Origin of the sequence: Roseateles sp. PN1 (assembly GCF_038419725.1) — a bacterium.
Lineage (GTDB): Bacteria > Pseudomonadota > Gammaproteobacteria > Burkholderiales > Burkholderiaceae_C > Paucibacter_A.
Map to the genome: position 1 here is coordinate 474,992 of NZ_JBCARA010000003.1, position 24,978 is coordinate 499,969.

The window sequence follows — 24,978 nt, forward strand, 5'->3', positions numbered from 1 at the left end:
CAGTCATTTCCGACCTCCAAAGCGGCGCGCCTCGGCCATTTGCTGCTGCAAATGGGTCGGCATCTCCTTGTAGACATCCTCGAACATCGAGGCAATGCTGGGGATATGGCCATCGGCCAAAGTCCCAAAGGCCTCAGCCTCTTTTTGCGCAGAGATGATCTCGGCTTCCAGTTCCTTGTGCAGCGCCTCGTGCTGCGCCTCAGACCACTCACCCAAATTGAGCAAATGCTGCTTCAGGCGGCCGATCGGATCTCCGAGCGGAAAGCACTGCCACTCGTCGGCCGGTCGGTATTTGGACGGGTCGTCTGAAGTGGAATGCGGGCCGGCCCGATACGTGACCCACTCGATCAGCGTGGGACCCAAATTGCACCGGGCGCGCTCTGCCGCCCATTGAGACACCGCGTAGACCGCTAAGAAATCATTGCCATCCACGCGCAGCGAGGCGATGCCACAACCGCTGCCACGCGCCGCGAAGGTCGTGCCCTCGCCGCCCGCAATAGCTTGGAAGGTGGAGATCGCCCATTGGTTGTTGACCACATTCAGGATCACCGGTGCGCGGTAAACGTGGGCAAAAGTCAGCGCGGTGTGAAAGTCGGACTCCGCCGTGGCGCCGTCGCCGATCCAGCCGCTGGCGATGCGGGTGTCACCCTTGATGGCCGAGGCCATGGCCCACCCCACCGCCTGGATGAACTGGGTAGCTAAGTTGCCGCTGATGCTGAAAAAACCCGCCCGCTTGATTGAGTACATCACCGGCAACTGGCGGCCCTTGAGTGGGTCGCGCTCATTCGACAAGAGCTGGCAGATCATCTCCACCAGCGGCACATCGTCGCGACTCAAAAGCAGGCTTTGCTGGCGATAAGTGGGGAAGCACATATCACCTGCACTCAAGGCCATGGCATGGGCGCTGCCGATCGCCTCCTCGCCCAGGCTTTGCATGTAGAAGGACAGCTTCTTCTGACGCTGCGCAATCAACATGCGGCCATCAAAGATACGGGTCTTGAGCATGGTGCGCAGACCGCGGCGCAGTTGTTCCGGGCTCAGCGCAGGGGCCCAAGGGCCGACGGCCTGCCCTTGTTCATCGAGCACGCGCACCAGGCTATAGGCCAAGTCGGCCGTGTCAACCGCCGCGACATCGATGGCCGGTCGGCGCACTTCGCCAGCAGGAGACAGATGCAGATAGGAAAAATCGGTGTGGCAACCCGGCCGCGCGCTGGGCTCAGGTACGTGCAAACGAAGGCGCTTGCCCGCGGCATTGGGTTCTGAGCTGACAGTCATGCGGCACTCCCGCGCGGATCACGCGCCAAAGATCACATGCTGCGGCACCGGGTGAGGCGCCGCAGCGCATGCGATGAGCGTAGCCGATTCGGCCGATTTCAGTGCTGAGATTGGCGCCCGCAGTTTCCCTTATTCGCGCCGAAAGCCGCTCCGCCGATCAAGTTTGAAATCGAAGCAGGAGCTGAAGTTAGAGCAGAAGTTGGAAAGGGGCTCAGGCCTTGATATTGAGCATCGTGCCGCTGGCTTCCAGCTGGGTCTGCAACATGCGCAGATTGGCCACAAAAGCGTAGGTGTCGGCCTTGCGGGTGGAGCCATCGGCGCCATTGCTTTGCCCCACGGCGGCGGTTTGCAAGAGCTTGGAGCGGGCAGCGTCGGCTTGAGCCACCTCAGATTGAAGTTGCTGGCGCTTGTTGTCAGCCGAGGTTGCGCTGGCCGATGCGGCAGCAGCGCCTTGCGCGGAGGCGCGCAGGCGTTCGTTGACCGACGAGATGCCGGCTAAGGCGGTGGACATACCGATAGACATGATGGCGACGCTCCCGCACTGATGCGATTGCCGACGTGGCAAGGGCTATCTCGGCCACGCAGCCAAGAACTTTAGAAAAGAATTGCAAAAACCTGCCAATTCTTTTCCTCAGCGTGAAAAACGTCGTTTTTGCCTGCCTCGCCGGCCAGTGCTGCCGGGGCTAGGCTGCGGCGGGATCAGCCCGCCAGTTCTTCAAAGCCCCCGGCCGACACGAAGACACGCACACTGTCGCCGCCAGCGGCCTTGGCCTCAGTACAGGCCAGCGCTGCGGCGCCCAGCACGGCGTCAACGGTTTCCAGGCTGTTTTGCAACTGCACCACGCCCAGGCAAGCCTTGACGCGGGTGCGATGCAAGCCCCAGCGCAGTCGGTAGCTGGCCACGCCGGCGCGGATTTTCTCTGCCACGATCTGCGCGTAATGCTGGTCGCAATTGGGCAAGAGCACGGCGAAATGGTCGTCTTCCAGCCGCGCCACGAAGTCGGACGCGCGGATCTTGCTCAGCAGGAGTTGACCCAGGCCGTAGAGAAAATGGTCGCCCACCTCAGCGCCCATGCTGCCGACGATGTCGGTGAATTTGTCGACGTCAATCCACAAGACCGACACCGGCTGCTTGCGCACGCTGCCGACATGCTCGCTGAGGCGGCGCTCGAATTCGCGGCGATTGGCCAGTTCGGTCAGGCTGTCGTGCTTGGCGGTCCAGGTCGGCTGCATGCGCAGGGCGCGGGCGGCCGTGACGTCGTCCAGAATCCACAAGGCCTCGCCGCCGGGATGATCCCAAGCCAGCGGTGTGGCCTGCAAGCGGCCCCAGAAGCGGCTGCCGTCGCGGCGCACATATTCAATCTCTTCGTCGAAGGGCCGCCCGCTGCCGAAGGCTGCGCCCAGGCGCTGCAGAATTGCCACATCCGCTGCGTCCGACACGTGCACACTGCGCACGGCCTGGCCGCTCAGGTCGGTGTCGTCGCCATGACCGAACAGGTGGTTGAACTGTTCGCTGACAGCCTCGAAGTGGCCACTCTTGACGAAGCCCATGGCCAGTGGTGCACGCACCATCAAGGCCTGCATGCGCGCGGCAATCACGTCCGGGCCTGCATCTTGTTTCGTTGTCATCAAATCTCCTTGTCCGATGGACGTCGGCACTAGCTCAGGTGTACCCCGAAACCGGGGAAAAGCCAAGCCAGAACAAATCCTTGAATCAGCACCAATTCACCCCGCCAGATGCTCAAAGTTCCGCCACGCGTACAAATGTTGCAAAGCGCGGCAAACCCTTGGCCGTCAAGCCCCGAAAGCGATAAACCACCGTCGCGCCCACTGCCGGCGGGTCAGCGCGCTGCGCCTCGCTGAAGCCGCTGCCGAGCTTGAACTCCTGCCCTTCCCGGTTACGCACCAGCAAAGCACCCATCAAACCTGCCAGGCGACCAGCACCCGGCAGTTGCGCCAACACCTCCGCTTCTTCGTCATCCTCGGGCTTGAGCTTGAGCAGGACTTCGCTGCGGCCGGTCGAATAAATGGCATCGGCCCGGTGCAAGACCAAGCCTTCCCCGCCAAAACGCACAACCTGGTCCAGGCGAGCGCGCAATTCCGCGGCGCTGCCGACCCGAATCTGCGCCACGGCTTGCAGATTGGCCCAGCGCTGCTCTGCCGCCAAGCTGGCCAAGCGAGCCGCCCTTTGCGCAAAGCTACCGGGCGCGCCGGGCAACTCAAACAGCATGAAGTTCAGGCGTTGCCATTCCTCGTCGATGGGCTGCTGGCGCCGTGCCGTGGCCGAAGCGGCTTCAAACTGGCCGCGAGCCAGCCACAACTCGCCATCCAAAGGCGTGGCGGGAAGCTTGGCAGTGAACCAGGCCGGTGCAGCAATGCGCAGGCCTTTGCGGGTCAAGAGCGCCTGGCCGGTCCAGAAGGCCCGCACGCCGTCCAGCTTTTCGCTGACCAGATAGTCGCCGAGCTGAAGCCGGTTCAAATTGCCGGGCGCGGATTTGGCCCGCAACAGGGCTGGCGCTTCGGCGGAAGCGCCGCCGCTCAGCGCCACCGCCTCGGGCCAGCAGGATGCCGCCAAGAGGGCTTGCACGAAGACACGTTTGCGCATGTGGAGCTCCTGCTCGCGACTGCCTGAGCAATCAGGGCTGACTGGCGGCCATCGCCCCGCGCGCCAACGCTCAATCCAGCGGCGCGATCTGCTCCGCGTAGTCGTACAGCGCGCCGAGGATGGCCTCGCCCCTATCATCCGCCTGCTCGCTGAGCTGATCAATATGCTCAAAAAAGCCGGCCAGGGTTTGCGAGCCGCCGGCACCTTCCACCAAGCGCGCCGTGCGATGGGCCTGCCAGCGCTGTTGCTCGGTCTCGCTCAGGCTGTCCGGGAAGTTGCGGGCGCGAAAGCGGAACACCAACTCGGCTAGGCGCGCGTCGGCAAACACCAGTTTGCCTTCGGCCGCGCGTTGGGCGAGTTGCTCAGCGCTGAGGCCAAGCAAGCGCTGCAGCGTGCGCCGGTCCTCATTGCCGACGAAACCGCCGTACAGGTCTTCATCCACATCGGCCGCGTCCTTGCCGGCCTCGCGCTTGAAGATCGCGCCCCACATCCCGTCCAGCAGATGGGCTTGGGCGCCCAAAACGGCGGCGTGTTGCAGGCCCTGGGCCAGGTCCATGCCCCAGCGCTCAGCCATGGCCGGCGACAAGGTTTTCAAATTGCCAATGACGATGGGCGACTTGTTGATGTGAATCGTCTTGATCGGCAGGCGCGTCAGGCCTTCGGGCAGGTCTTCTTGCTTCACGAACATGCGGGCGCGGATCTGCTCAGCATTGAGCGTCAGCAACTCGGCCGGGTCCTGGGCCAGATCCCAGACGATCAGCTCGTTCTTATTGGTCGGGTGCGGCGCCAGCGGCCAGACCAGAGCCAGGCAGCCACGCTCAACGCCGTACATGCCGGAGATGTGCAGGAAGGGCTTGCCAACGCCAATCTCGGCCCACACCGCCTCCTTCTTGCGCAGGCGCAGGCAGAAGTCGAACAGCTTGGGCTGCGCATTTTTGAGCAAACGGGCCAAGGCGATGGTGGCGCGCACGTCCGACAAAGCATCGTGCGCCGACTCGTGCGCCAAGCCGTTGGCCGCCGTGAGGTGCTCCAGCTTGAAGGACGGGCGGCCGTCCTCGTGCTTGGGCCACTCAATGCCCTCGGGCCGCAGGGCGTAGGCGCAGCGCACCACGTCCAGCAAGTCCCAGCGGCCGCAGTCGTTCTGCCACTCGCGGGCATAGGGGTCGCGCAGATTGCGCCACAGCAGATGGCGGGTGACCTCATCGTCAAAGCGGATGCTGTTGTAGCCCAGGCCGACGGTGCCGGGCTGGGCCAATTCGCCCTCGATGGCGGCGGCGAACTCGTGCTCGGGCACGCCTTGTTCCAAGCAGGTTTGCGGCAGGATGCCGGTCAGCAAGCAAGCCTCGGGGTCGGGCAGAAAGTCCGGCGCGGGCTGGCAGTAAACCATCAGTGGTTCGCCGATTTCGTTCAAGTCGGCGTCGGTGCGCAAACCCGCAAACTGAGCGGGGCGGTCGCGCCGCGGCACACGGCCAAAGGTTTCGTAGTCGTGCCAGTAAAAAGTCATCTCATGCATGGGCGGCACGATACCGCATCCGCGGGCCCCGCCATAGATCAGGATAATGAAGTCTCCATTTACGGCCGAGCCCTTGATGATTCGAATCCCACTGCGGCAAAACTTGCCCCTGCAGCGCCAACATGGCCTGGTCTTGACGAGTGTGTTGTTGATGCTGGCTGGGCTGCTGAGCTTGCTGGTGCTCTTGCTGGCGATTGCCGCCGCCTTCACCTACGCGACCCTGCCCGACCTGGACAACCTCAGCGACTACCAACCCAAGCAGCCGCTGCGCGTGTTCACCGCCGACGGCCAGTTGATGGGCGAGTACGGCGCCGAGCGGCGCCAGTACCTGCCGCTGGCGCAAATCCCCAAGCGCATGCAAGACGCCTTGCTGGCAATTGAAGACACCCATTTCTACGAGCACAGCGGCGTTTACATGCCAGGCATTGCGCGCGCGGTGCTGGCCAATCTGACCGCCTCGCGCAGCCAGGGGGCGTCCACCATCACCCAGCAATTGGCGCGCGACCTCTACCTGACCAAGAAGAAACTCTACAGCCGCAAATTCGTCGAGATCTTGCTCGCCTGGAAGATCGAGGGGCAGCTGAGCAAGGAGAAGATTCTGGAGGTCTATATGAACCAGATCTATCTCGGCCAGCGTGCCTATGGCTTCGAGGCGGCCGCCAGTGCCTACTTTGGCAAACCGCTGCGCGAGCTCAGCATCGCCGAGTCGGCCATGCTGGCCGGCCTGCCGCAGAACCCGGCCTACGCCAATCCGATCAGCAACTTCCCGCGCGCCAAACGGCGCCAGAACCTGGTGCTGGAGCGCATGGCCGATGTGGGCAGCATCAACCAGACCGAGTTGGCCGCGGCCAAGGCCGAGACCCTTCACATTCGCAGCCCGCAAGACAGCCGCCTGCATGCCGAATTCGCCGCCGAAATGGCCCGCCAAGTGGTGTTTGCGCAATATGGTGACGAGGCCTACACCCTGGGCCTGCGGGTGCAGACCAGCGTGTTAGCCGAGCAGCAAACCGCTGCCTACAAAGGCCTGCGTCGCACCTTGCTGGACCTCGAGCGCCGCAAGCCCTATCGCGGCCCCGAAGGCTTTGTGGAGCTGCCCAAGAACGAGGCCGAGCAAGACAGCGCCATCGACCAAGCGCTGGAACAGCACCCCGACAACGACGATCTGCGCGCCGCCGTGGTCTTGCAAGCCAGCCCGGCCAAGGTGGTGGCGGTGCTGCAAAGCGGCGATGAACTGACCGTCAGCGGCGAGGGCCTGCGCTCGGTGCAATTTGCGCTCTCGGGCAAGGCCAAGGCGGCCCAAGCCATTCGGCCCGGCGCCATCATCCGAGTGCTGCGCGGCGCGCCGACCAAGGCCGAGCCGCAAGGGGCCTGGCTGATCGCCCAGGCCCCGGAAGCCGAAGGTGCGCTGGTGGCGGTGGAGCCCGAAACCGGCATGGTGCGCGCCTTGGTGGGCGGCTTTGATTTCGGCCGCAACAAGTTCAACCATGTGACCCAGGCCTATCGCCAGCCAGGCTCCAGCTTCAAGCCCATCGTCTACTCGGCCGCGCTGGAGCAAGGAATTGGCCCCAGCACCGTGGTCGACGATGCCCCGCTCAGCTTTGGCAGCTGGGAGCCCAAGAACTCGGACGGCAAATTCGACGGCCCGATGACGGTGCGCCGTGCCCTGGCCATGTCCAAGAATATGGTCACCCTGCGCATCATGGAGCAAGTGGGCCCGCCCAAAGCGCGCGCCTGGGCGGCGCGCTTTGGCCTGGACGCCGACAAGCAGCCCGACGACCTCACCCTGGCGCTGGGCTCGGGCGGCGCCACGCCGCTGCAAATGGCCAGCGCCTACGCGGTGTTCGCCAATGGCGGCTATCTGCTCAAACCCTTGCTGATCACCCGCATCACCGATGCCAAGGGCGCCGTCTTGTTTGAAGCGCAGCCACCCGCGCTGAGCGAAGACCTGCGCGCCATCTCGGCCCGCAATGCTTTTGTGATGAGCAGCCTGCTGCAAGAGGTGACCCGCAGCGGCACGGCCTCACGCGCCTCCGGCGCCCTGCGCCGCGGCGATGTCTATGGCAAGACCGGCACCACCAACGACGCGGTGGACGCCTGGTTCGCCGGCTTTCAAAAGAACTTGGCCGCCGTGGTGTGGGTGGGTTATGACAACCCGCGCTCGTTGGGCGACCGGGAGTTTGGCGGCGGCCTGGCCCTGCCGGCCTGGATCGACCTGATGAGCGTGGCTTTGAAGAATCAGCCCATCAGCGAAATCAGCGCGCCGGAGCAAGGCCTCATGTATGAGGACGGCGACTGGACCTTCGAGGAGTACGCGGGCGGGGCCGGCGTGCGCTTCATTGGCAGCAGCGAGGCGGCAGCGGCTGCCGCTTCAGCAGCCTCGGCCGCGTCCGCCGCCGCAGCGGCGTCAGCCTTCTGGTCGAGCGTGGCGGCTTCTGCGGCCTTGCCGAGCCCGGGCTCGCGCTAGGAGCCCGGTGCCACTGACTAGCTGGCCGCGCCCGCCAAACCGGCCAGCAATTCACGCTCACGCTGCGAGCTCAGCCCGGCGCGACTGAATTGCTGCTCGGCCTCAGGCAGCGACTGCCACCAGGCCAAGGTATCCGTCACCGTATCGCGCAAGGGCCGCAAGCGCAGGCCCGCCTGCAAAGCGGCCGTATTGCTGCAATGCATGAAACCGGCGTATTCGTGCTCAGGCGGCAACCAAAGCGGCAACTCGTTCCAGGGCTTGACGCCTTGCGCCATCAAGGCGGCGCTGTCGGCCCACACCCAAGCCGGCGCTGCGGCCAAGTCGGCCGCAGCCACGCAGGCGTCGAGCAAATCCTGGCGCGTTACATGTCCGCTCACATGCCCAGGCGTGCCCGCCACATTGAAGCGCCCCGCGAGGCCACGCGAGAGCGCCAGCAAGGCGAACTCGGCCAGGTCACGCGCATCAATGAACTGCAAAGGCTCTTGCGCGGGTGCCGGCACCAGCACCGGCTCGCCCGCTTGGGCGCTGGCAATGCGGGCCGGCCAGTAGGTGAAGCGCTGGGTGGGATCAAAAGGCCCCACCACCAGACTGGGCCGCAGTATCAGCGGCGAGGCGAAGTGCGCGAGCAACGCGGCTTCACAAGCCGCTTTGAGCGGGCCGTAGCTGGCACCGTCGATCACCTCGGTGTCGGGGTCGCTGAGCTGACCCAGCGGCGAATGCTCCGCATTGGGCGCGGCAAAGCTGGCGTAGGCCGAGACGCTGGAGATGTAGAGGTACTGCCCCACCCTGCCCTTGAGCAGCTTGGCCGTGGCCGCCACCTCACGCGGCAGATAGCCGCAGCAATCGAGCACGGCATCCCATTCACCCTCAGCCAGGGCCGAGAGGTCCGCGCGCCGATCACCCAGGCGGCGTGCAAGACCAGGGAACAAAGTGGGCGCCGTCTGACCGCGATGGAAGAGCGTAACTTCATGGCCCTGGGCCACGGCAGCCTCGACCAGATGCCGGCCGACGAACTGCGTCCCACCGAGGATCAGCAGGCGCATCAAATCACTTCTTCTTGACGATCACGCTGCCCACGGAATAGCCCGCGCCGAAGGAGCAGATCACGCCCAGATCGCCCGAGACCAGATCCGCACGATGGCGGTGGAAAGCGATGATGGAACCGGCCGAAGCGGTGTTGGCAAATTCGTCCAGGATCAGCGGGGCCACATCCGAGCCCGCCTCGCCGGCCACCAGCTTCTTGATGATCAGCTGGTTCATGCCCAGATTGGCCTGGTGCAGCCAGAAGCGGCGCACGCCGGTGGGCTGCACATCCACGGTGGCCAGATGGCCTTCAATATGGGCGGCGGCGATGGGCACCACTTCCTTGAACACCTTGCGGCCTTCTTGGCGGAAGGTCTTGTCGCGGGCCAGCGGGTCGCTGTCCTCGGCGCGGTTCATGAAACCGAAGTTGTTGCGGATATTGTTGGAGAACTGGGTCACCAGCTTGGTGCCTACGATCTCCCACTGGTCCTTGGCGGTGGCCAGATCGGCGCGCTCGATGATGACGGCGGTGCAGACATCACCAAAGATGAAATGGCAGTCGCGGTCACGCCATTCAAGGTGAGCTGAGGTGATCTCGGGGTTGATCATCAGCACGCATTTGCTGGCACCCGAGCGCACGGCGTTATAAGCCTGCTCCAGCGCGAAGGTGGCCGAGGAGCACGCCACATTCATGTCAAAGCCGTAGCCGCCCGCACCCAGTGCTTGCTGAATTTCCACGGCCATGGCCGGGTAGGCGCGCTGCATATTGGCGCTGGCGCAGAACACCGCGTCGATATCGCTGGCCTGCTTGCCGGCTTGCGCCAGGGCTTGCTGAGCGGCCTGGACGGCGATCTCGGCCATCAGGGAGATTTGATCGTCGGGCCGCTCTTTGAAGCGCGGGTACATGCGGGTGGGATCCAGCACGCCGTCTTTTTCCAGCACATAGCGCTGCTTGATGCCGGACGCTTTTTCAATGAACTCGACGCTGGAATGCACCAAAGGCTGGCGCTTGCCCGCCGCGATGGCTTCAGCATGCTCGGCGTTTTGCAAGTCCACATAGGCGTTGAAGGCTTGCACCAGCTCGGCATTGCTGATGGTGTAAGGCGGCTGGTAGAGGCCGGTGCCGCTGATGACGACTGAATGCATGGACGTTCCTGACGGGAAAAGAATTTGGGCAATAGCTCGCAAGTTTAGCGGCTGGGCTCGTCCGCAGCCCGTCTGCCCTTCGCCCTGGGCCCCGGCCATTGACCCGGGCTTCGCGTAGAATCGGCTACCGGGCCCAAATATTGGTGTCCGGTTTTTTGTGGCCGGACCTCCAAGTCAAGCGCTCGCAGCCCAGGTGGTGCACTGCTTGCAACGCACCCCAATATGCGAACTTGGAAGCTTCCATGGAAATCTTCGACTACGACAACATCCTCCTGCTGCCGCGCAAATGCCGCGTTGAAAGCCGCAGCGAGTGTGACACCTCAATGGCCTTCGGCCCACGCCGCTTCAAGCTGCCCGTGGTGCCCGCCAATATGAAAACGGTGGTGGATGTGCCCATCACCGAATGGTTGGCCGCCAACGGCTATTTCTACGTGATGCACCGCTTCGACCTGGACAATGTGGCTTACGCCAAGTCCATGCGCGACAAGGGGCTCTTCGTCTCGATCAGCTCGGGCGTCAAGGCAGAGGACTACGCCGTCATCGACCGCCTGGCCGCCGAGGGCGTGGGCGCCGACTACATCACCATCGACATCGCTCACGGCCATGCCGACAGCGTGCAGCGCATGATCGGCCACATCAAGCAGCGCCTGCCCAACACCTTCATCATCGCCGGCAATGTGGGTACGCCCGAAGGCGTGATCGACCTAGAGAACTGGGGCGCCGACGCCACCAAGGTCGGCATCGGCCCGGGCAAGGTCTGCATCACCCGCTTGAAGACGGGCTTTGGTACGGGCGGCTGGCAACTCTCGGCGCTGAAGTGGTGCGCCCGCGTCGCCACCAAGCCCATCGTGGCCGACGGCGGCATTCGCCACCATGGCGACATTGCCAAGAGCGTGCGCTTTGGCGCCGCCATGGTCATGGTGGGCTCCTTGTTCGCCGGCCATGAAGAGTCGCCCGGCAACACAGTGGAAGTTGATGGCAAGCTGTTCAAGGAGTACTACGGCTCCGCCAGCGACTTCAACAAGGGCGAGTACAAGCATGTGGAAGGCAAGCGCATCCTGGAGCCGGTGAAGGGCAAGCTGGCCGACACCTTGCGCGAGATGCAAGAAGACGTGCAGAGCTCGGTCTCCTACTCGGGCGGCACCAGCTTGGCTGACCTGCGCAAGGTCAACTATGTGGTGTTGGGGGGGGAGAACGCGGGAGAACATTTGTTCATGTGATGGACGGGCGCAGCCCGGGCGTCACATGAGCGCGTCAGCGCGAAGCCCGCGTTCCGGCGCAGCCAAAACGCCGGGGAACACCTCTTCATGTAAGAGAGCAGCCTCGCGCCGGCGTTTCGGCGCAGCCAAAACGCTGGCGAGCATCGGTTCTTTTAGCGGAACTGACTGGGTCCAGCGTTTCGGCGCAGCCAAAACGCCGGCGAGCATCACGCAGAACAAAAAAAGGGGCGCTTCACAGCGCCCCTTTCGCTTTCTCAAGCCACTGAACCGATCACAGCGTCGGGTAGTCGGTATAGCCCTTGGCACCCGGCGTGTAGAAAGTGCTGGCGTCCGGCGCATTGAGCGCGGCACCGGCCTTAAAGCGGGCTGGCAGATCGGGGTTGGCCAAGAAGCCCGTGCCAAATGCAACTGCATCCAGTTGACCAGCGGCGAGCGCCTGTTGCGACTCCTCGAGGCCGTAGCCCATATTGCCGACCAGTAGGCCCTTGTAGTGGGCGCGGGCGGGGCTCATCACATCACCCTTTTGCGCCTGGAAGAAGTCCGAGCGCATCACGTGCAGATAAGCCAGCTTGTAGCTGTTCAGGCGCTCGGCCAGGAAGCTGATCAAGGCGACCGGGTCGCTGTCAATCATGCTGTTGTAGCTATTCAGCGGCGACAAACGCAGGCCCACGCGGTCGGCGCCAATGGCGGCGGTGACGGCATCCAGCACCTCGAACAAGAAGCGGGCGCGGTTTTCCAAGGAGCCGCCGTAAGCGTCCGTGCGCTTGTTGGCGCCGTCGCGCAGGAACTGGTCGATCAAATAGCCGTTGGCGCCATGCACCTCCACGCCGTCAAAACCGGCGGCGATGGCATTGCGCGCCCCTTGGGCATAAGCCGCCACCAGAGCCGGGATCTCATCCAGGCGCAACTCGCGCGGCAGCGCATTGGGCAGCTTGCCCTGGGGGGTGTGAACCTCGCCGTCGATGGCGATGGCGCTGGAAGAGACGTTTTCCTGACCGTCATTCATGGCCGGATGTGCGGCGCGGCCGGCGTGCCAAATCTGCATGAAGATGCGGCCACCCTTGGCGTGCACGGCAGCCGTGACCTGCTTCCAGGCCTCGATTTGCTCCTGCGAGTAGATGCCGGGTTCGGAAATAAAGGCCGAAGTGCCGGGGGCGACCATGGTGCACTCGGTGATGACTAGGCCAGCGCTGGCACGCTGGGCGTAGTACTCCGCCATCAAGGCATTGGGCATGTGGCCGGCATCGGCGCGGGTGCGCGTCAGCGGCGCCATCAACATGCGGTTGGGCAAAGTCAAAGCACCGGCTTGCAAGGAACTGAACAACATGGTTGGACCCTATCGAAGAAATTTTGAATGGAGAAGATTGGGCAAGGCTTTGCGTTTGCAAGCTTGCATGCCGCGGAAGTTAACACCCGTAGAAATGGCCCTCAAGGGCCACGGGCTCGAAAAAATGACGTATAGCGCCGGCGTGCTAATGCTGGCCTTGCCTTGTTTCATCGTGCTTCATCAAGCTTCAAACCCGCAATGCGGCCCAATTTTCGATTTGCAAGCGCATACCTAGCCCGATGCACCGCCTGCCGCAGCAACTGGCGCCGCAGCGCCCACCTACAATCCGGCGCTATCTATCCTCAAGCAACATCCTACGCGGTCCACGCCGCTGCAGACCCCCTATGACCGAACTCGCCAAATCGTTTGAGCCCGCCGCCCTTGAAGCCCATTGGGGCCCGCTGTGGGAGGCCAAAGGCCTCTACAAGCCCACGCTGGACGTCACGCGCGAGTCCTTCAGCATTCAGCTGCCGCCGCCCAATGTGACTGGCACGCTGCACATGGGCCACGCCTTCAACCAGACCATCATGGACTCGTTGACGCGCTACCACCGCATGCTGGGCCACAACACCCTGTGGGTGCCCGGCACCGACCACGCCGGCATCGCCACCCAAATCGTGGTGGAGCGGCAACTGGCCGACAAGGGCGCAGAAGGCGCCAAGACCCGCCACGAGCTGGGCCGCAAGAACTTTGTCGCCCGCATCTGGGAGTGGAAAGAAGAGTCAGGCAACACCATCACCGGCCAGATGCGCCGCATGGGTGACTCAGTGTCATGGGAACACGAGTACTTCACCATGGACGAGAAGCTCTCGAGCGTGGTGACCGAGACCTTTGTGCAACTCTTTGACGAAGGCCTGATCTACCGCGGCAACCGCCTGGTCAATTGGGATCCGGTGCTCAAGTCCGCCGTTTCTGACCTGGAAGTCAATAGCGAAGAGGAAGACGGCTTCCTCTGGCATATCCGCTACCCAATAGCCGACGGCAGCGGCGATTTGGTGGTGGCCACCACCCGCCCCGAAACCATGCTGGGCGATGTGGCCGTGATGGTGCATCCGGAAGACGAGCGCTACACGGCCCTGATCGGCAAACAAGTCACCCTGCCCCTGTGCGACCGGACCATCCCGGTGATCGCCGACGACTATGTGGACCGAGCGTTTGGCACCGGCGTGGTCAAGGTCACGCCCGCGCATGACACCAACGACTATGCGGTGGGCCAGCGCCATGATCTGCCGATGATTGGCGTGCTGACCCTGGACGCCAAGATCAACGACAAGGCGCCCGAGGCTTATCGCGGCTTGGACCGTTTTGTCGCACGCAAGAAGATCGTTGCCGACCTGGAAGCGCAAGGCTTTTTGGTGGAAGTCAAAAAGCACAAGCTGATGGTGCCGCGCTGCGAGCGCACCGGCCAGATCATCGAGCCCATGCTGACCGATCAGTGGTTCATGGCCATGAACAAGCCCGGCAAGAATGGCAGCAGCATCGCCCAAGGCGCCATCGACGCGGTGGCCAGCGGCGATGTCAAGTTCTTCCCCGAGCAGTGGATCAACACCTACAACCACTGGATGGGCAATATCCAGGACTGGTGCATTTCGCGTCAGCTCTGGTGGGGCCATCAGATCCCGGCTTGGTACGGCCAAGGCGGCGAGATGTTCGTGGCGCGCAACGAAGACGAAGCCAAAGCCAAGGCCGCAGCAGCCGGCTACACCGGCACGCTGACGCGCGACGAAGACGTGCTGGACACTTGGTACAGCTCCGCCCTGGTGCCCTTCTCCACCCTGGGCTGGCCGGCCAAGACGCTGGAGCAGGACTTGTTCCTGCCCTCCACCGTGCTGGTCACGGGTTACGACATCATCTTCTTCTGGGTCGCCCGGATGATCATGATGACCAAGCACTTCACCGGCAAGGTGCCCTTCAAGCATGTCTACATCCACGGCCTGGTGCGGGACTCGCAAGGCCAGAAGATGAGCAAATCGGAAGGCAATGTGCTGGATCCGGTGGACCTGATTGAAGGCGTGGATCTGGACCGCCTGGTGGCCAAATCCACCATGGGTCTGCGCCGGCCCGAAACCGCCCCCAAGGTGGCCGCCCGGGTGAAGAAGGAGTTCCCCGAAGGCATGCCCGCCTACGGCGCCGATGCCCTGCGCTTCACCATGGCCAGCTACGCATCGCTGGGCCGCAATATCAATTTCGACACCAAGCGCTGCGAAGGCTATCGCAACTTCTGCAACAAGCTCTGGAACGCCACCCGCTTTGTGCTGATGAACTGCGAAGGCCAAGACTGCGGCCTGATGGAGCACAGCAAGGAGCAATGCGCGCCCGGCGGCCAAGCCCATGGCTACCTGAACTTCAGCCAGGCAGACCGCTGGATCAGCTCCGAACTGCAGCGCGTTGAAATGGCCGTGGCACAGGGCTTTGCGGAGTACCGCCTGGACAATGTGGCCAACGCCGTCTACTCCTTCGTCTGGGACGAGTATTGCGACTGGTATCTTGAAATCGCCAAGGTGCAAATCGCCCAGGGCGATGAAGCCCAGCAGCGCGCCACCCGCCGCACCCTGATCCGCGTGCTGGAAACAGTGCTGCGCCTGCTGCACCCCATCGCCCCCTTCATCACCGAAGAGCTGTGGCAGACCGTGGCGCCGGTGGCCGGCCGCAAGGCGGCTGAGGTGGAAAGCTACCTCGTCAACGCGGCCTACCCGCAGGCTCAGCCCGAACGCATCGACGCGGTGGCCGATGCCTGGGTCGCTTCCCTCAAAACCGTGGTGGGCACCTGCCGCAGCCTGCGCAGCGAGATGAACCTGCCAGCCTCGGACCGCGTGCCGCTGTTGGTGGGCGGCGATACCCGCTTCCTGCGCGAGGCAGCGCCATTCCTGAAGGTGCTGGCCAAGCTCAGCGAGGTCAAGATCTTCGACGACGAAGCCGCCTTCTCGGCCGCCAGCGCCGCCGCGCCAGTGCTGGTGCATGGCGATGCCCGCCTGGCCTTGCATGTGGAGATCGATGTGGCCGCCGAAACCGCGCGGCTGACCAAGGAAGTGGCCCGCCTGGAGGGCGAGGTGATCAAGGCCGAAGCCAAGCTCGGCAATGAGAGCTTTCTGGCGCGCGCGCCCGCCGCCGTGGTGGCGCAGGAACGTCAGCGCATCAGCGAGTTCAGCGCCACCGTCGTGCGCCTGAAAGCGCAGCTGGCTCAGTTGGCACTTCAAGCGAAGTAGGCGTCGTCAGGTCCCGGCTGCGGAACTCTGCAGCCGGCTCTGGCGCCGCGGCCAGCATCTCATCGATGCGCCGCGCCACGCCCCAGGCCGCGCGGGTTCGCGATTCACGCGTCGTGCCCGCCAGCCGGGGCGTCACCTGCAAGCTGGCCACCCCGTGCAGGGGTCGGCCAGGCTCTTGCAAGCCGGGCTCCAGGCTATCCAGCCAAGCCGCCAGGATGCGGCCGCTGGCCATGGCGTCTGCCAAAGCCGCATCGTCAATCAAAGCAGAGTGGCCAATGCTCACCAGCACCTGATTGGCCTTCGCAAAGCTCAACACCCGCTCCCCCAGCAAACCACGGTAGCGCGGGAAATAGGCCAACTGCACGCTGACGCCATCGCTCTGGCTCATCAGATCACGAAGCGGCAAAGGCTCGATGCCCCACTGCGCCCACAGCGGGTCGCTCTGATGCAAGCTGGGGTCATAGCCCACCACGCGGGTACCAAAAGCCGGTAGCAACTGACCCAACATGCGCGCCGCTGAAGTCATGCCAATTAAGCCAATCGTGGCGCAGCCCAGCTCGCGCCCGACCCACATGCCCTCGCTGGACTGCACTGGCACGCGCCGTAGCAGACTCAGCAAAGCCGCGATGATGAATTCAGCCTCGGCATTGCCGGTGGCCGTGGCACTGCGGATCACCTCCACGCGCGCGGCGCGGCAGGCTTCATGATCGATGTTTTCACCGCCCGCACTCATTCGCCCCAAGACGCGCAGCCGCGGCGCGGCGCGCAGCAGGCTCGCGTCCACCGCCACGCTGGGCGGCAGAATCAAAGCCCGTGTGCTGTGCAATGCATCCCGCAGGGCCGCCGACTGACCCACCAACTCAGGCGCAAACCGCACATTCTGCCGCTCAGACAGCCATTGCAGGACTTCGGTCTCCAGCGGCTCAAGAATCAGCAAACTCATGTCACGGCGCAATGTTGTAATGCCAGCGAACCCGAAAATCTGCATGCCACAATGCTCGCGTTGAATCCATGGTTTCGGGCATCAGGCACTAAGCAGTCAGAAGTCAGCATCAATATTTGAGTGATAGAAAGTACAGGGATATGGCAATCAGATCAGCAGCAAGTTCAGGTGTCACTAAAGCTATCTTTCCGGTTGCCGGCCTCGGCACCCGCTTCCTGCCGGCCACCAAGGCACAACCCAAAGAAATGCTGCCGGTGGTGGACAAGCCCTTGATCCAGTACGCCGTGGAAGAAGCCTATGCCGCTGGCGTGCGCGAGATGATTTTCGTCACCGGCCGCCACAAGCGGCCGATCGAAGACCACTTTGACATGACTTTCGAGTTGGAGGTAGCCCTCGAACAGGCGGGAAAGGCAGAATTGCTCGAAGTTGTCCGTTCCGTGAAGCCCGACGACATGGAATGTGTCTATGTACGACAGGCGCAAGCGCTTGGACTGGGCCACGCCGTCTTGTGCGCTCAGCGTCTGGTTGGCAATGAGCCTTTCGCCGTGCTGCTGGCCGACGACTTGATGGTGGGCCCGAGCAATGGCCGGCCGGTGCTGGCGCAGATGGTGGAACAGTTCATGGACTGGCGCGCCTCCATCATCGCGGTGCAGGAAGTGCCTGCCGAGCACACTCGGCGTTATGGCATCGTGGCCGGCACCCAAGTCAATGAGCGGGTGATGGACGTCAGCCGCATCGTGGAGAAGCCCTCGCCGGAAGATGCCCCCTCGCGCATGGCCGTGGCGGGCCGCTACATCCTCACGCCCGGCGTCTTCCACGAAATCGCCAATCAGCCGCGTGGCGTGGGCGGCGAAATCCAACTCACCGATGGCATTGCCGGCCTATTGCGCCGCGAAAAAGTGTTTGCCTACGCCTACGAAGGCAAGCGCTATGACTGCGGCAGCAAGGAAGGTTTCTTGCAAGCCAATGTGGAACTGGCCCTGGCCCACCCGCAACTGGGCGCTGGCTTCCGCGACTTCTTGCGTGGACTCGACATCTGATCAACTGGCGAGTTAGCCAACAAAAAAGGGTCGTGAATTCACGACCCTTTTTTTATGCTCCTGCACAGTGCTGGCATTCAAAGCTGGCACTCAGCACCGAACCTCATCACCAGCAGCAGCGCGCTTTTTTAGCGCCGCTTGAGCACGTGAATGAACTCAGCCTCTTCGGTCGACTGATCGACCAGCTCATTACCAGTCTGGCGCGCAAAAGCCTTGAAGTCGCGCAGCGAGCCGGGGTCGGTGGACACCACTTTCAGCAGTTGGCCGCTTTCCATCTCAGCCAAGGCTTTTTTGGCCTTCAAGATGGGCAAGGGGCAGTTGAGGCCCCGGGTGTCGAGTTCTTTGTGTACGTCCATCGCTCTATTTTAGACTTTGCATGAGCAAGCGACCGAGGCTCAAATCAGAGCCGCCCCGCCAGCAAGATTCAGGATTCCATCCACTGCGGCGTGATGCCCTTCGAACGCAACCAAGTCGCCAAGGCCTGCCCCGTGCCTTGCGGCCAGCAGCGCAGCTTCTCAGGCGCGATCAGCTTGTACTCAGCCAACTCGGGCGAGAGTGTGATCTCGCCTCGCGCCTGCGCATGGTAGGCCACGATGAGTTGGTTCTTGCGTTGGAAGTCCCAGACGCCGAGCAGATTCAAGGCATCGACTCGCAGTGAGGTCTCCTCGGCAATCTCGCGCCGCAAGCCCTCTTCCGGCGTTTCACCCGCTTCCATGAAGCCGGTGATCAAGCCGAAGAAACGGCCCGGCCAGGCCGCGTTGCGCGCCAGCAAGACCTGACCCTCGCGGTCCACACACTCGATCACGGCCGCCAGCACCGGCGTGGGATTATTCCAATGGGTGAACTCACACTGCGGGCAACGCAGCCGCGTTTTCGGCCCACCGTCTTCCTCTCTGGCCAACCAGGCCAGTGCGGCAGCGCACTGCGGGCAATAACGATAGCTGGCGTCTGGCGTATCCATGCTCAGGCCGGGAACACGCCGGTAGACAAGTAGCGATCACCGCGATCACAGACCACGAACACGATGGTGGCGTTCTCAACCGAACGTGCCAATTGCAGAGCCACCCAGCACGCACCCGCCGCCGAGATGCCGGCAAACAAGCCTTCTTCGCGCGCCATTTGCCGGGCCATGTCCTCGGCATTTGCCTGACTGACCAGCACCAACTCATCTACAGACTGCGGCTGATAGATCTTGGGCAAATAGGCTTCGGGCCACTTGCGGATGCCAGGAATCCGCGAGCCCTCAGCCGGCTGCGCGCCGATGATGCGAATGTCAGCGCTTTGCTCCTTCAAATAGCGGGAGACTCCGGTGATCGTGCCGGTCGTGCCCATGGCACTGACGAAGTGAGTGATGCGCCCGCCGGTGTCGCGCCACAACTCAGGACCGGTGGTCTCGTAATGAATGCGGGGGTTGTCCTCGTTCGCGAACTGATCGAGTACCTTGCCCTTGCCATCGCGCTGCATTTGCTCAGCCAGATCGCGGGCATATTCCATGCCGCCGGACCGCGGGGTCAGGATCAGCTCTGCACCATAGGCCTTCATGGTTTGGGCGCGTTCGATGGAGAGGTCTTCCGGCATGATCAAAATCATGCGGTAGCCGCGAATCGCAGCGGCCATGGCCAGCGCAATCCCAGTGTTGCCCGACGTCGCCTCAATCAAGGCATCACCGGGCTTGATCTCGCCACGCTCTTCGGCGCGCCGGATCATGCTGATGGCTGGGCGGTCTTTCACCGAGCCGGCGGGGTTGTTGCCTTCCAGCTTGGCCAGCACCACATTGCCGCGCGCGGCGATCTCGGGGCTGATCAGTCTTTGCAGCCTGATCAGGGGTGTGTTGCCAATGACATCTTCCAGAGTCTGGTACTTGGGGGCGCTTGTGTTCTTGCTCATGCCAAGCATTGTGTCAGTCAATTTAGAAATTTTCTTGAGAGTGCTTTAAAAGCATGGCATAATCATGTGCTTCAGCAGCAATGCTTCTGACCGGTCAGCCCCGATGGCGGAATCGGTAGACGCAGGGGACTCAAAATCCCCCGCCGCAAGGTGTGCCGGTTCGAGTCCGGCTTGGGGCACCAAACGCAGTATTAAGTTAATACTGAAGACCGTTGGAAGTCGCTGCGCTGAATCAAGGCAATAAGCCACCCTGGTTTTACCAGAGGTGGTTTTTTTGCGTCTGGATTTGGGCCCGAGCTAGGCTGCCGTCACGCCCCGCGGCATACCCCGCACTTGCGCTAACGCAAGCCGCCCAGGTCATTTTCATGTTGCGCTTACACTCTGCGAATCGCAACGATGCTATGCCGGCTCACGCCAGCCGCAAGCAGCCAGAGAACAGACTTCATGCCCCCGATCCCCTCGGTAACCAAAGCCTTCATGTTGGCCTGCGTCGGCCTCTACTGTGTGTTCTATCTGGTGCCCGGCCTACGCCCATGGTTTGAGCTCTGGCCCCTGATGTCGGGCAACTTCATGCCTTGGCAGGTTTTGAGCTATGCCTTCATGCATGGCAGCGAGTGGCATCTCTTCTTCAATATGCTGGGCCTGTGGATGTTCGGCTCGGAGTTGGAGCGTGTCTGGGGCGCCAAGCGTTACACCCATATTCTGTTGGCCAGCACTTTGGCTGCTGCCTTGGTGCAGTTGCTGGTGACCTTCTTGATGGGCTCGATGGCGCCTACGGTCGGTGCGTCCGGCGCTTTGTTCGGGCTGCTGCTCTCCTTCGGCATGCTGTTCCCGGACCGCATCATCGTCCCGCTGTTCCCGCCCATCCCCATGAAGGCCAAGTACTTTGTGGCCATCTTCGGCGCGCTGGAGTTGCTGCTGGGCGTTTTCAATAACGGCGGAGGCGTGGCTCACTTCGCCCACCTGGGCGGCATGTTGGGCGCTTGGCTCTTGATTCGTTACTGGCGCACGCCTCGGCGGCGTTAATGGGCTTTGACCAAAGCCATTCCAGGCCCGGTCAAGCTTTAAGCCAACAAACCATCCTGCGGCAGCGGATAGCGCAGACGCAGCCCTAACTCCGATTTCAAGCGGTGGTTGATCAGGCGCCGCGACTCACTCAAAAAACTCATCTGCATCGGCGACAGCAACTCTTTGGCTTCGGCGCGGCTAACACGCGGAGGCTTAGCTAAGCCGCACAAATCAGCCGCCAAGTCAAAGTAGTCGCCCATCAAAAGCTCGCTGTCATCGCAGACATGCACCAAGCGCTGCGGCCGGCCCTGAAAGAGTGCTCTGACGCAAGCACGTGCCAAATCATCGGCGTGGATATGGTTGGTGTAGACATCATCCTCACGCCGCAGCACTGGTGTGCCGCGCTTCAGGCGGTCGCGCGGATGGCCGCCAACACGGTCCGAGGCATAAATGCCAGGAACTCGCAACACCGTCATCGCCACGCCAAAGCCTCGTCCGAACTCGCGCAATTGCCGCTCGGCATCAACCCGGCGCTGCGCGCGATCGCTGGCCGCTGCGGTCGGTCGAGTCTCATCAAAACGCTGGCCCTGGCAATCGCCGTAGACGCCACTCGTGCTGGCGTAAACCAAGCGAGTCGGCAAGCTTCTGCGGGCGAGCGCCTGCAGCAAATTGCGCGTACGCAGATCGCGGCTGCCGAGTGCGGCCGGTGGCGCCAGATGCAGCACGCGATCCGCCCAGCCAGCCAAACGCCGCAAGGTCTCGGGTTGATCCAGATTGCCAAGCACCGGAATGGCTCCGGCTGCGCGCAAGCTCGCATGGCGATCCGGGCTGCTGCTCAAGGCCATCACGTGCCAATGCTGGGGGAGCAAACGCAAGACACGCAGACCGACATCACCGCAGCCGACGATCAAAAGCCGAGGTGCAGAGGACGGCGCAGGCTTGGCTCGTGAATCCCGGCAAAAGGATGAGGACTTGGTCTTGAAAGGCATGCGCAGCGCTCAGGCAAAATAGCGCACCAGTTTACGGTCCGGCTTGAGCGCAAGTCTCATGCCGGACCGCTTTCTTTGCTGCAATGCATTCCCCAAGATCGACGCCATGAATTTTCAAATCACTGTGCAACCCAGCGGCCGCGCCTTCGAAGTCGAGCGCGATGAAACGATTTTGGGCGCCGCCATTCGCGGCGGCATCGGCCTGCCCTACGGCTGCCGCGACGGCGCCTGTGGCTCCTGCAAGAGCCGCCTGCTGGAGGGGCGTGTGATTCACGGCGCCCATCAGCCCAAGACCCTGACCGAGGCCGAAGAGGCCGACGGCCTGATCCTGACCTGCTGCGCCACGCCGCAGACCGACTGCGTGCTGGAAGCCCGCACGGTGCCTGGCGCGGGCGAGTTCCCCGTGCTCAAGCTGCCCAGCCGCGTGTTGAGCATGAGCCGACCCAGCGTTGACGTCGCCATCATCAAGCTGCAACTGCCCGCCACGCAGAACTTCCAGTTCCATGCCGGCCAGTATGTGGAATTCATCTTGCGCGACGGCGCGCGCCGCAGCTACAGCATGGCCAATGCGCCGCACAACCTTGGCACGCCGGCCGCCATCGAACTGCATATCCGCCACATGCCCGGCGGCAAGTTCACCGATCATGTGTTCGGCACGATGAAAGAGAAAGACATCCTGCGCATGGAAGGCCCTTTCGGCAGCTTCTTCCTGCGCGAGGACAGCGACAAACCCATCGTCTTGCTGGCCAGCGGCACCGGTTTCGCGCCGATCAAGGCCATCATCGAACGCATGCAACACCTGGGCCTGACGCGCCCCACCACCCTGTACTGGGGCTGCCGCAGCAAGGCAGATCTGTATCTGCACGACTGGGCCCTGCAGGCGGCTGCCGATATGCCTCACCTGACTTATGTGCCGGTGCTGTCCGAAGCCAAGCCCGAGGACGACTGGCAAGGCCGCAGCGGCTTTGTGCACCAGGCGGTGATGAGCGACCTGCCCGACCTGTCTGGCCACCAGGTCTATGCCTGCGGCGCACCCATCGTGGTGGAGTCGGCTCAGCGCGACTTTGTCGCCCTGTGCGGCTTGCCAGCGGACGAGTTCTACGCCGACTCCTTCACCTCGGAAGCCGACAAGCACGCCGCTTGAGCGACTTCACTTCTTTGACGTTTTCCGGAAGTTGTCGTCCATGATGTTTGAACCGCCCTACGCATCGGCTGAAGCGTTCTCAGAAGAGCTGCGCTCCGATGGCCACACCGTGCTGGCTCCAACAAGCCTGCCTGCAGCCATCGGCCTGAGCAGCAGCGAGTTGGACCGCCTCAAGCCCTTCTGGCAAGACCTGCCTGCCGATGCCTATCTGCGTGACGGTGGCCGTTACCGTTTCCGCCGCCATGCCTGTTTTGTAGCCGAGGGTTCGCAGTTGACGCAAGCGCCTCACCGTGCGCATTGGCAGCCGCTGGACTACAACGCCTTGCACGGCGGCATTGATCGCTGGTTCGCGCCGATGGAGCCGGCCATGCTGGCTGACCCCGCTTGGTCGACGCTGCTGCTGAGCTTGGCCCGCATTACGTCGGCGCTGAAGGGTAAGCCGGCGGATCAGGCCTGGTTCATCGAAGCCCATCAATTCCGCATCGACACCACCGACGGCATTGGCCGCCCCACGCCCGAAGGCGCACACCGCGATGGCGTCGACTTGGTGGCCGTGATGCTGGTAGATCGCCAAGGCATCAAGGGCGGTGAGTCGCGCGTCTTCGAGGCCCAAGGGCCGCAGGGCCAGCGCTTCACTATGGGCGCACCCTGGACCCTGCTGCTGCTGGACGATGAGCGTGTGATTCACGAAACCACGCCGATTCAGCCCGTTGCCGAGCGCGGCTGGCGCGACACCCTGGTCATCACCTTGCGCGCTGGCGGCTTCCAGTCCTCGTAATCCAGCGCTCATAAATTACACTGCCGGCACCCACTCGCCACAAGCGAAGGGGCCGCAAGAGGCGCTTTCGCCTCTTTTTGCATCCGCATCACAAGTGCCAACTCGACATTCATGAACGCTCATACCGACCTTGCCCGCGCCATTGCCGCGGCGCCCGCCTCCTCCATCCCCTCCTCCTTGTTCGGCCTGCCTGGCCAAGCCCCGCATGAGCGCGTGCTGCTGGCCGCCGACGAGCAGACCGGCCTGAAAGCCATCCTGGCTGTGCACAGCACCGCCCGTGGCCCCGCCTTCGGTGGCTGCCGCTTCTGGACTTATGACAACGAGCTGGCTGCGCTGAACGACGCCCTGCGTCTGTCGCAAGGCATGAGCCTGAAGAACGCCCTGGCTGACCTGCCCTTCGGCGGTGGCAAGGCTGTCATCATCAAGCCGGCGGGCAACTTTGACCGCCCTGCCCTGTTCGCCGCCTTTGGCCGCGCTGTCGAGTCCCTGCAAGGCGCTTACATCACCGCCGAAGACGTGGGCACCACCACGGCCGACATGCTGGGCATGCAAGCCCAAACGCAATATGTCAGCGGCATCCCGCGCGCCGGCGCCTTCGGTGGCGACCCCAGCCCCAAGACCGCTTGGGGCGTATTTGTGAGCATCCAAGCGGGTGTGCGCCTGCACCTGGGCCGCGAGTCCCTGCAAGGCGTGCGTGTGGCCCTGCAAGGCCTGGGCGCCGTGGGTTGGCACCTGGCCGAGTTCCTGCACAAGGCTGGCGCGAAGCTGGTGGTGGCCGATGTGGACGCCGCCAAAGTGGCGCGCGCCCAAGCTGAGCTGGGCGCCCAAGCCGTGGGCGTGCTGGAAATCCTCAGCGCCGATGTGGACGTGCTGGCGCCTTGCGCCCTGGGCGCTTCGCTGAATACGCAAACCGTGCCCACCATTCGCGCCAAGCTGATCGCCGGCGCCGCCAACAATCAGCTGGCCACTGTGGCCGACGGTGATGCCCTGCAGCAGCGCGGCATCTGCTATTTGCCCGACTATCTGGTCAATGCCGGTGGCATCATCAGCGTGGCACGCGAGTACCGCAACGAGGGCGAAGAAACCGCTGTGATGGCCGAAGTCAGCCGCATCGGCGATCGCGTGGCCGAGTTGCTGGACCGCGTCAAATCGGGCGGCTCCACCCCGGCTCGCGTGGCCGACGACTGGGCTCGCTCCAAGCTCGTCAAGCCCGTCTGAGTCTGATCACACTCAGGCACAAAAAAAGGCAGCCTGCGGGCTGCCTTTTTTCTTGGGCCAGAAGGGCATCAAGCCCCTCACCCATCAGCTTTACTCACCCAGATAAGCCGCGCGCACCTTCGGGTCATTGAGCAAGCTCATGCCCTCCCCGCTCATGGTGACTTCGCCGGACTCCATCACATAGCCGCGGTT

Annotated in this window: 21 protein-coding genes, 1 tRNA gene and 1 pseudogene; 9 read left to right on the forward strand and 14 right to left on the reverse strand. The window is 63.2% G+C overall.

Annotated features, from left to right (window positions below; translation table 11 throughout):
- Window positions 1–3: 3 nt before the first annotated feature.
- From AABB87_RS07105 to sbcB, 5 genes are all read right to left on the reverse strand, one after another.
- Complete coding sequence (locus AABB87_RS07105) at window positions 4–1,275, reverse strand: 3-methyl-2-oxobutanoate dehydrogenase (2-methylpropanoyl-transferring) subunit alpha (protein WP_341970593.1); 1,272 nt, start codon at window positions 1,273–1,275, stop codon at window positions 4–6.
- 211 nt (window positions 1,276–1,486) lie between these two features.
- Window positions 1,487–1,798: a hypothetical protein gene (locus AABB87_RS07110; RefSeq protein ID WP_341970594.1), complete on the reverse strand. Its 312-nt coding sequence runs from the start codon at window positions 1,796–1,798 to the stop codon at window positions 1,487–1,489.
- Between the two features lie 176 nt (window positions 1,799–1,974).
- A complete protein-coding gene (locus AABB87_RS07115; RefSeq protein WP_082679914.1) occupies window positions 1,975–2,904 on the reverse strand; it encodes a GGDEF domain-containing protein in 930 nt (309 codons plus the stop codon).
- 112 nt (window positions 2,905–3,016) lie between these two features.
- Window positions 3,017–3,880, reverse strand: a complete 864-nt coding sequence (locus AABB87_RS07120) for a DNA ligase (protein WP_341970595.1) — start codon at window positions 3,878–3,880, stop codon at window positions 3,017–3,019.
- Window positions 3,881–3,950: 70 nt separating this feature from the next.
- On the reverse strand, window positions 3,951–5,393 hold the full coding sequence (gene sbcB / locus AABB87_RS07125) for an exodeoxyribonuclease I (RefSeq protein ID WP_341970596.1): 1,443 nt from the start codon (window positions 5,391–5,393) through the stop codon (window positions 3,951–3,953).
- Window positions 5,394–5,469: 76 nt separating this feature from the next.
- Here sbcB and AABB87_RS07130 point away from each other — a divergent pair, with 76 nt between their 5' ends.
- On the forward strand, window positions 5,470–7,857 hold the full coding sequence (locus tag AABB87_RS07130; protein ID WP_341970597.1) for a penicillin-binding protein 1A: 2,388 nt from the start codon (window positions 5,470–5,472) through the stop codon (window positions 7,855–7,857).
- A gap of 17 nt (window positions 7,858–7,874) precedes the next feature.
- On the opposite strand, the gene AABB87_RS07135 is transcribed toward AABB87_RS07130, so the two are convergent.
- Both AABB87_RS07135 and AABB87_RS07140 read right to left on the reverse strand, forming a co-directional pair.
- The gene (locus AABB87_RS07135) at window positions 7,875–8,900 is read right to left on the reverse strand and encodes an NAD-dependent epimerase/dehydratase family protein (protein ID WP_341970598.1); all 1,026 of its coding nucleotides are present in this window, start codon (window positions 8,898–8,900) and stop codon (window positions 7,875–7,877) included.
- Between the two features lie 4 nt (window positions 8,901–8,904).
- A complete protein-coding gene (locus tag AABB87_RS07140; protein WP_341970599.1) occupies window positions 8,905–10,026 on the reverse strand; it encodes a beta-ketoacyl-ACP synthase III in 1,122 nt (373 codons plus the stop codon).
- 242 nt (window positions 10,027–10,268) lie between these two features.
- Here AABB87_RS07140 and AABB87_RS07145 point away from each other — a divergent pair, with 242 nt between their 5' ends.
- Window positions 10,269–11,246 carry a GMP reductase gene (locus AABB87_RS07145; protein WP_295083959.1) on the forward strand — a complete coding sequence of 326 codons (978 nt, stop codon included), beginning with the start codon at window positions 10,269–10,271 and terminating at the stop codon, window positions 11,244–11,246.
- Window positions 11,247–11,517: 271 nt separating this feature from the next.
- Here AABB87_RS07145 and AABB87_RS07150 read toward each other — a convergent pair whose 3' ends face one another.
- Window positions 11,518–12,573: an alkene reductase gene (locus tag AABB87_RS07150; RefSeq protein WP_341970600.1), complete on the reverse strand. Its 1,056-nt coding sequence runs from the start codon at window positions 12,571–12,573 to the stop codon at window positions 11,518–11,520.
- Window positions 12,574–12,917: 344 nt separating this feature from the next.
- On the opposite strand from AABB87_RS07150, the gene AABB87_RS07155 reads away from it, so the two are divergent.
- Entirely contained in the window at window positions 12,918–15,779 is a 2,862-nt protein-coding gene (locus tag AABB87_RS07155) for a valine--tRNA ligase (RefSeq protein ID WP_341970601.1), read from the forward strand.
- Here AABB87_RS07155 and AABB87_RS07160 read toward each other — a convergent pair.
- A complete protein-coding gene (locus tag AABB87_RS07160; RefSeq protein ID WP_341970602.1) occupies window positions 15,718–16,722 on the reverse strand; it encodes an NAD(P)-dependent oxidoreductase in 1,005 nt (334 codons plus the stop codon). The two genes, AABB87_RS07155 and AABB87_RS07160, sit on opposite strands and share 62 nt — an antisense overlap.
- A gap of 140 nt (window positions 16,723–16,862) precedes the next feature.
- Between AABB87_RS07160 and galU the strand changes: the two genes are divergently transcribed.
- Window positions 16,863–17,762, forward strand: coding sequence for a UTP--glucose-1-phosphate uridylyltransferase GalU (gene galU, locus AABB87_RS07165; RefSeq protein ID WP_341970603.1), 900 nt, complete (start codon window positions 16,863–16,865; stop codon window positions 17,760–17,762).
- 128 nt (window positions 17,763–17,890) lie between these two features.
- On the opposite strand, the gene AABB87_RS07170 is transcribed toward galU, so the two are convergent.
- From AABB87_RS07170 to cysM, 3 genes are all read right to left on the reverse strand, one after another.
- Window positions 17,891–18,118 carry a sulfurtransferase TusA family protein gene (locus AABB87_RS07170; RefSeq protein ID WP_058719906.1) on the reverse strand — a complete coding sequence of 76 codons (228 nt, stop codon included), beginning with the start codon at window positions 18,116–18,118 and terminating at the stop codon, window positions 17,891–17,893.
- Window positions 18,119–18,186: 68 nt separating this feature from the next.
- Window positions 18,187–18,723: an NUDIX hydrolase gene (locus AABB87_RS07175; protein ID WP_341970604.1), complete on the reverse strand. Its 537-nt coding sequence runs from the start codon at window positions 18,721–18,723 to the stop codon at window positions 18,187–18,189.
- Between the two features lie 2 nt (window positions 18,724–18,725).
- The gene (gene cysM / locus AABB87_RS07180; RefSeq protein WP_341970605.1) at window positions 18,726–19,649 is read right to left on the reverse strand and encodes a cysteine synthase CysM; all 924 of its coding nucleotides are present in this window, start codon (window positions 19,647–19,649) and stop codon (window positions 18,726–18,728) included.
- Window positions 19,650–19,746: 97 nt separating this feature from the next.
- Between cysM and AABB87_RS07185 the strand changes: the two genes are divergently transcribed.
- Both AABB87_RS07185 and AABB87_RS07190 read left to right on the forward strand, forming a co-directional pair.
- A tRNA-Leu gene (locus tag AABB87_RS07185) sits at window positions 19,747–19,831 on the forward strand.
- Between the two features lie 262 nt (window positions 19,832–20,093).
- Window positions 20,094–20,675 (forward strand): rhomboid family intramembrane serine protease, encoded by a 582-nt coding sequence (locus AABB87_RS07190; RefSeq protein ID WP_058719909.1) that lies wholly within the window; start codon window positions 20,094–20,096, stop codon window positions 20,673–20,675.
- 38 nt (window positions 20,676–20,713) lie between these two features.
- Here the strand turns inward: AABB87_RS07190 and AABB87_RS07195 are convergent, their stop codons facing one another.
- Entirely contained in the window at window positions 20,714–21,646 is a 933-nt protein-coding gene (locus AABB87_RS07195; protein WP_341970606.1) for an SDR family oxidoreductase, read from the reverse strand.
- Between the two features lie 106 nt (window positions 21,647–21,752).
- Between AABB87_RS07195 and AABB87_RS07200 the strand changes: the two genes are divergently transcribed.
- The 3 genes from AABB87_RS07200 to AABB87_RS07210 all read left to right on the forward strand — a co-directional run bounded on the left by AABB87_RS07200 (window position 21,753) and on the right by AABB87_RS07210 (window position 24,786).
- A complete protein-coding gene (locus tag AABB87_RS07200; protein ID WP_341970607.1) occupies window positions 21,753–22,790 on the forward strand; it encodes a CDP-6-deoxy-delta-3,4-glucoseen reductase in 1,038 nt (345 codons plus the stop codon).
- Window positions 22,791–22,821: 31 nt separating this feature from the next.
- Window positions 22,822–23,568, forward strand: coding sequence for a 2OG-Fe dioxygenase family protein (locus tag AABB87_RS07205; protein WP_341970608.1), 747 nt, complete (start codon window positions 22,822–22,824; stop codon window positions 23,566–23,568).
- Between the two features lie 111 nt (window positions 23,569–23,679).
- Entirely contained in the window at window positions 23,680–24,786 is a 1,107-nt protein-coding gene (locus AABB87_RS07210) for a Leu/Phe/Val dehydrogenase (protein WP_341970609.1), read from the forward strand.
- 90 nt (window positions 24,787–24,876) lie between these two features.
- Here the strand turns inward: AABB87_RS07210 and AABB87_RS07215 are convergent.
- Window positions 24,877–24,978: pseudogene (locus AABB87_RS07215) on the reverse strand (ABC transporter ATP-binding protein); the annotation flags it as partial.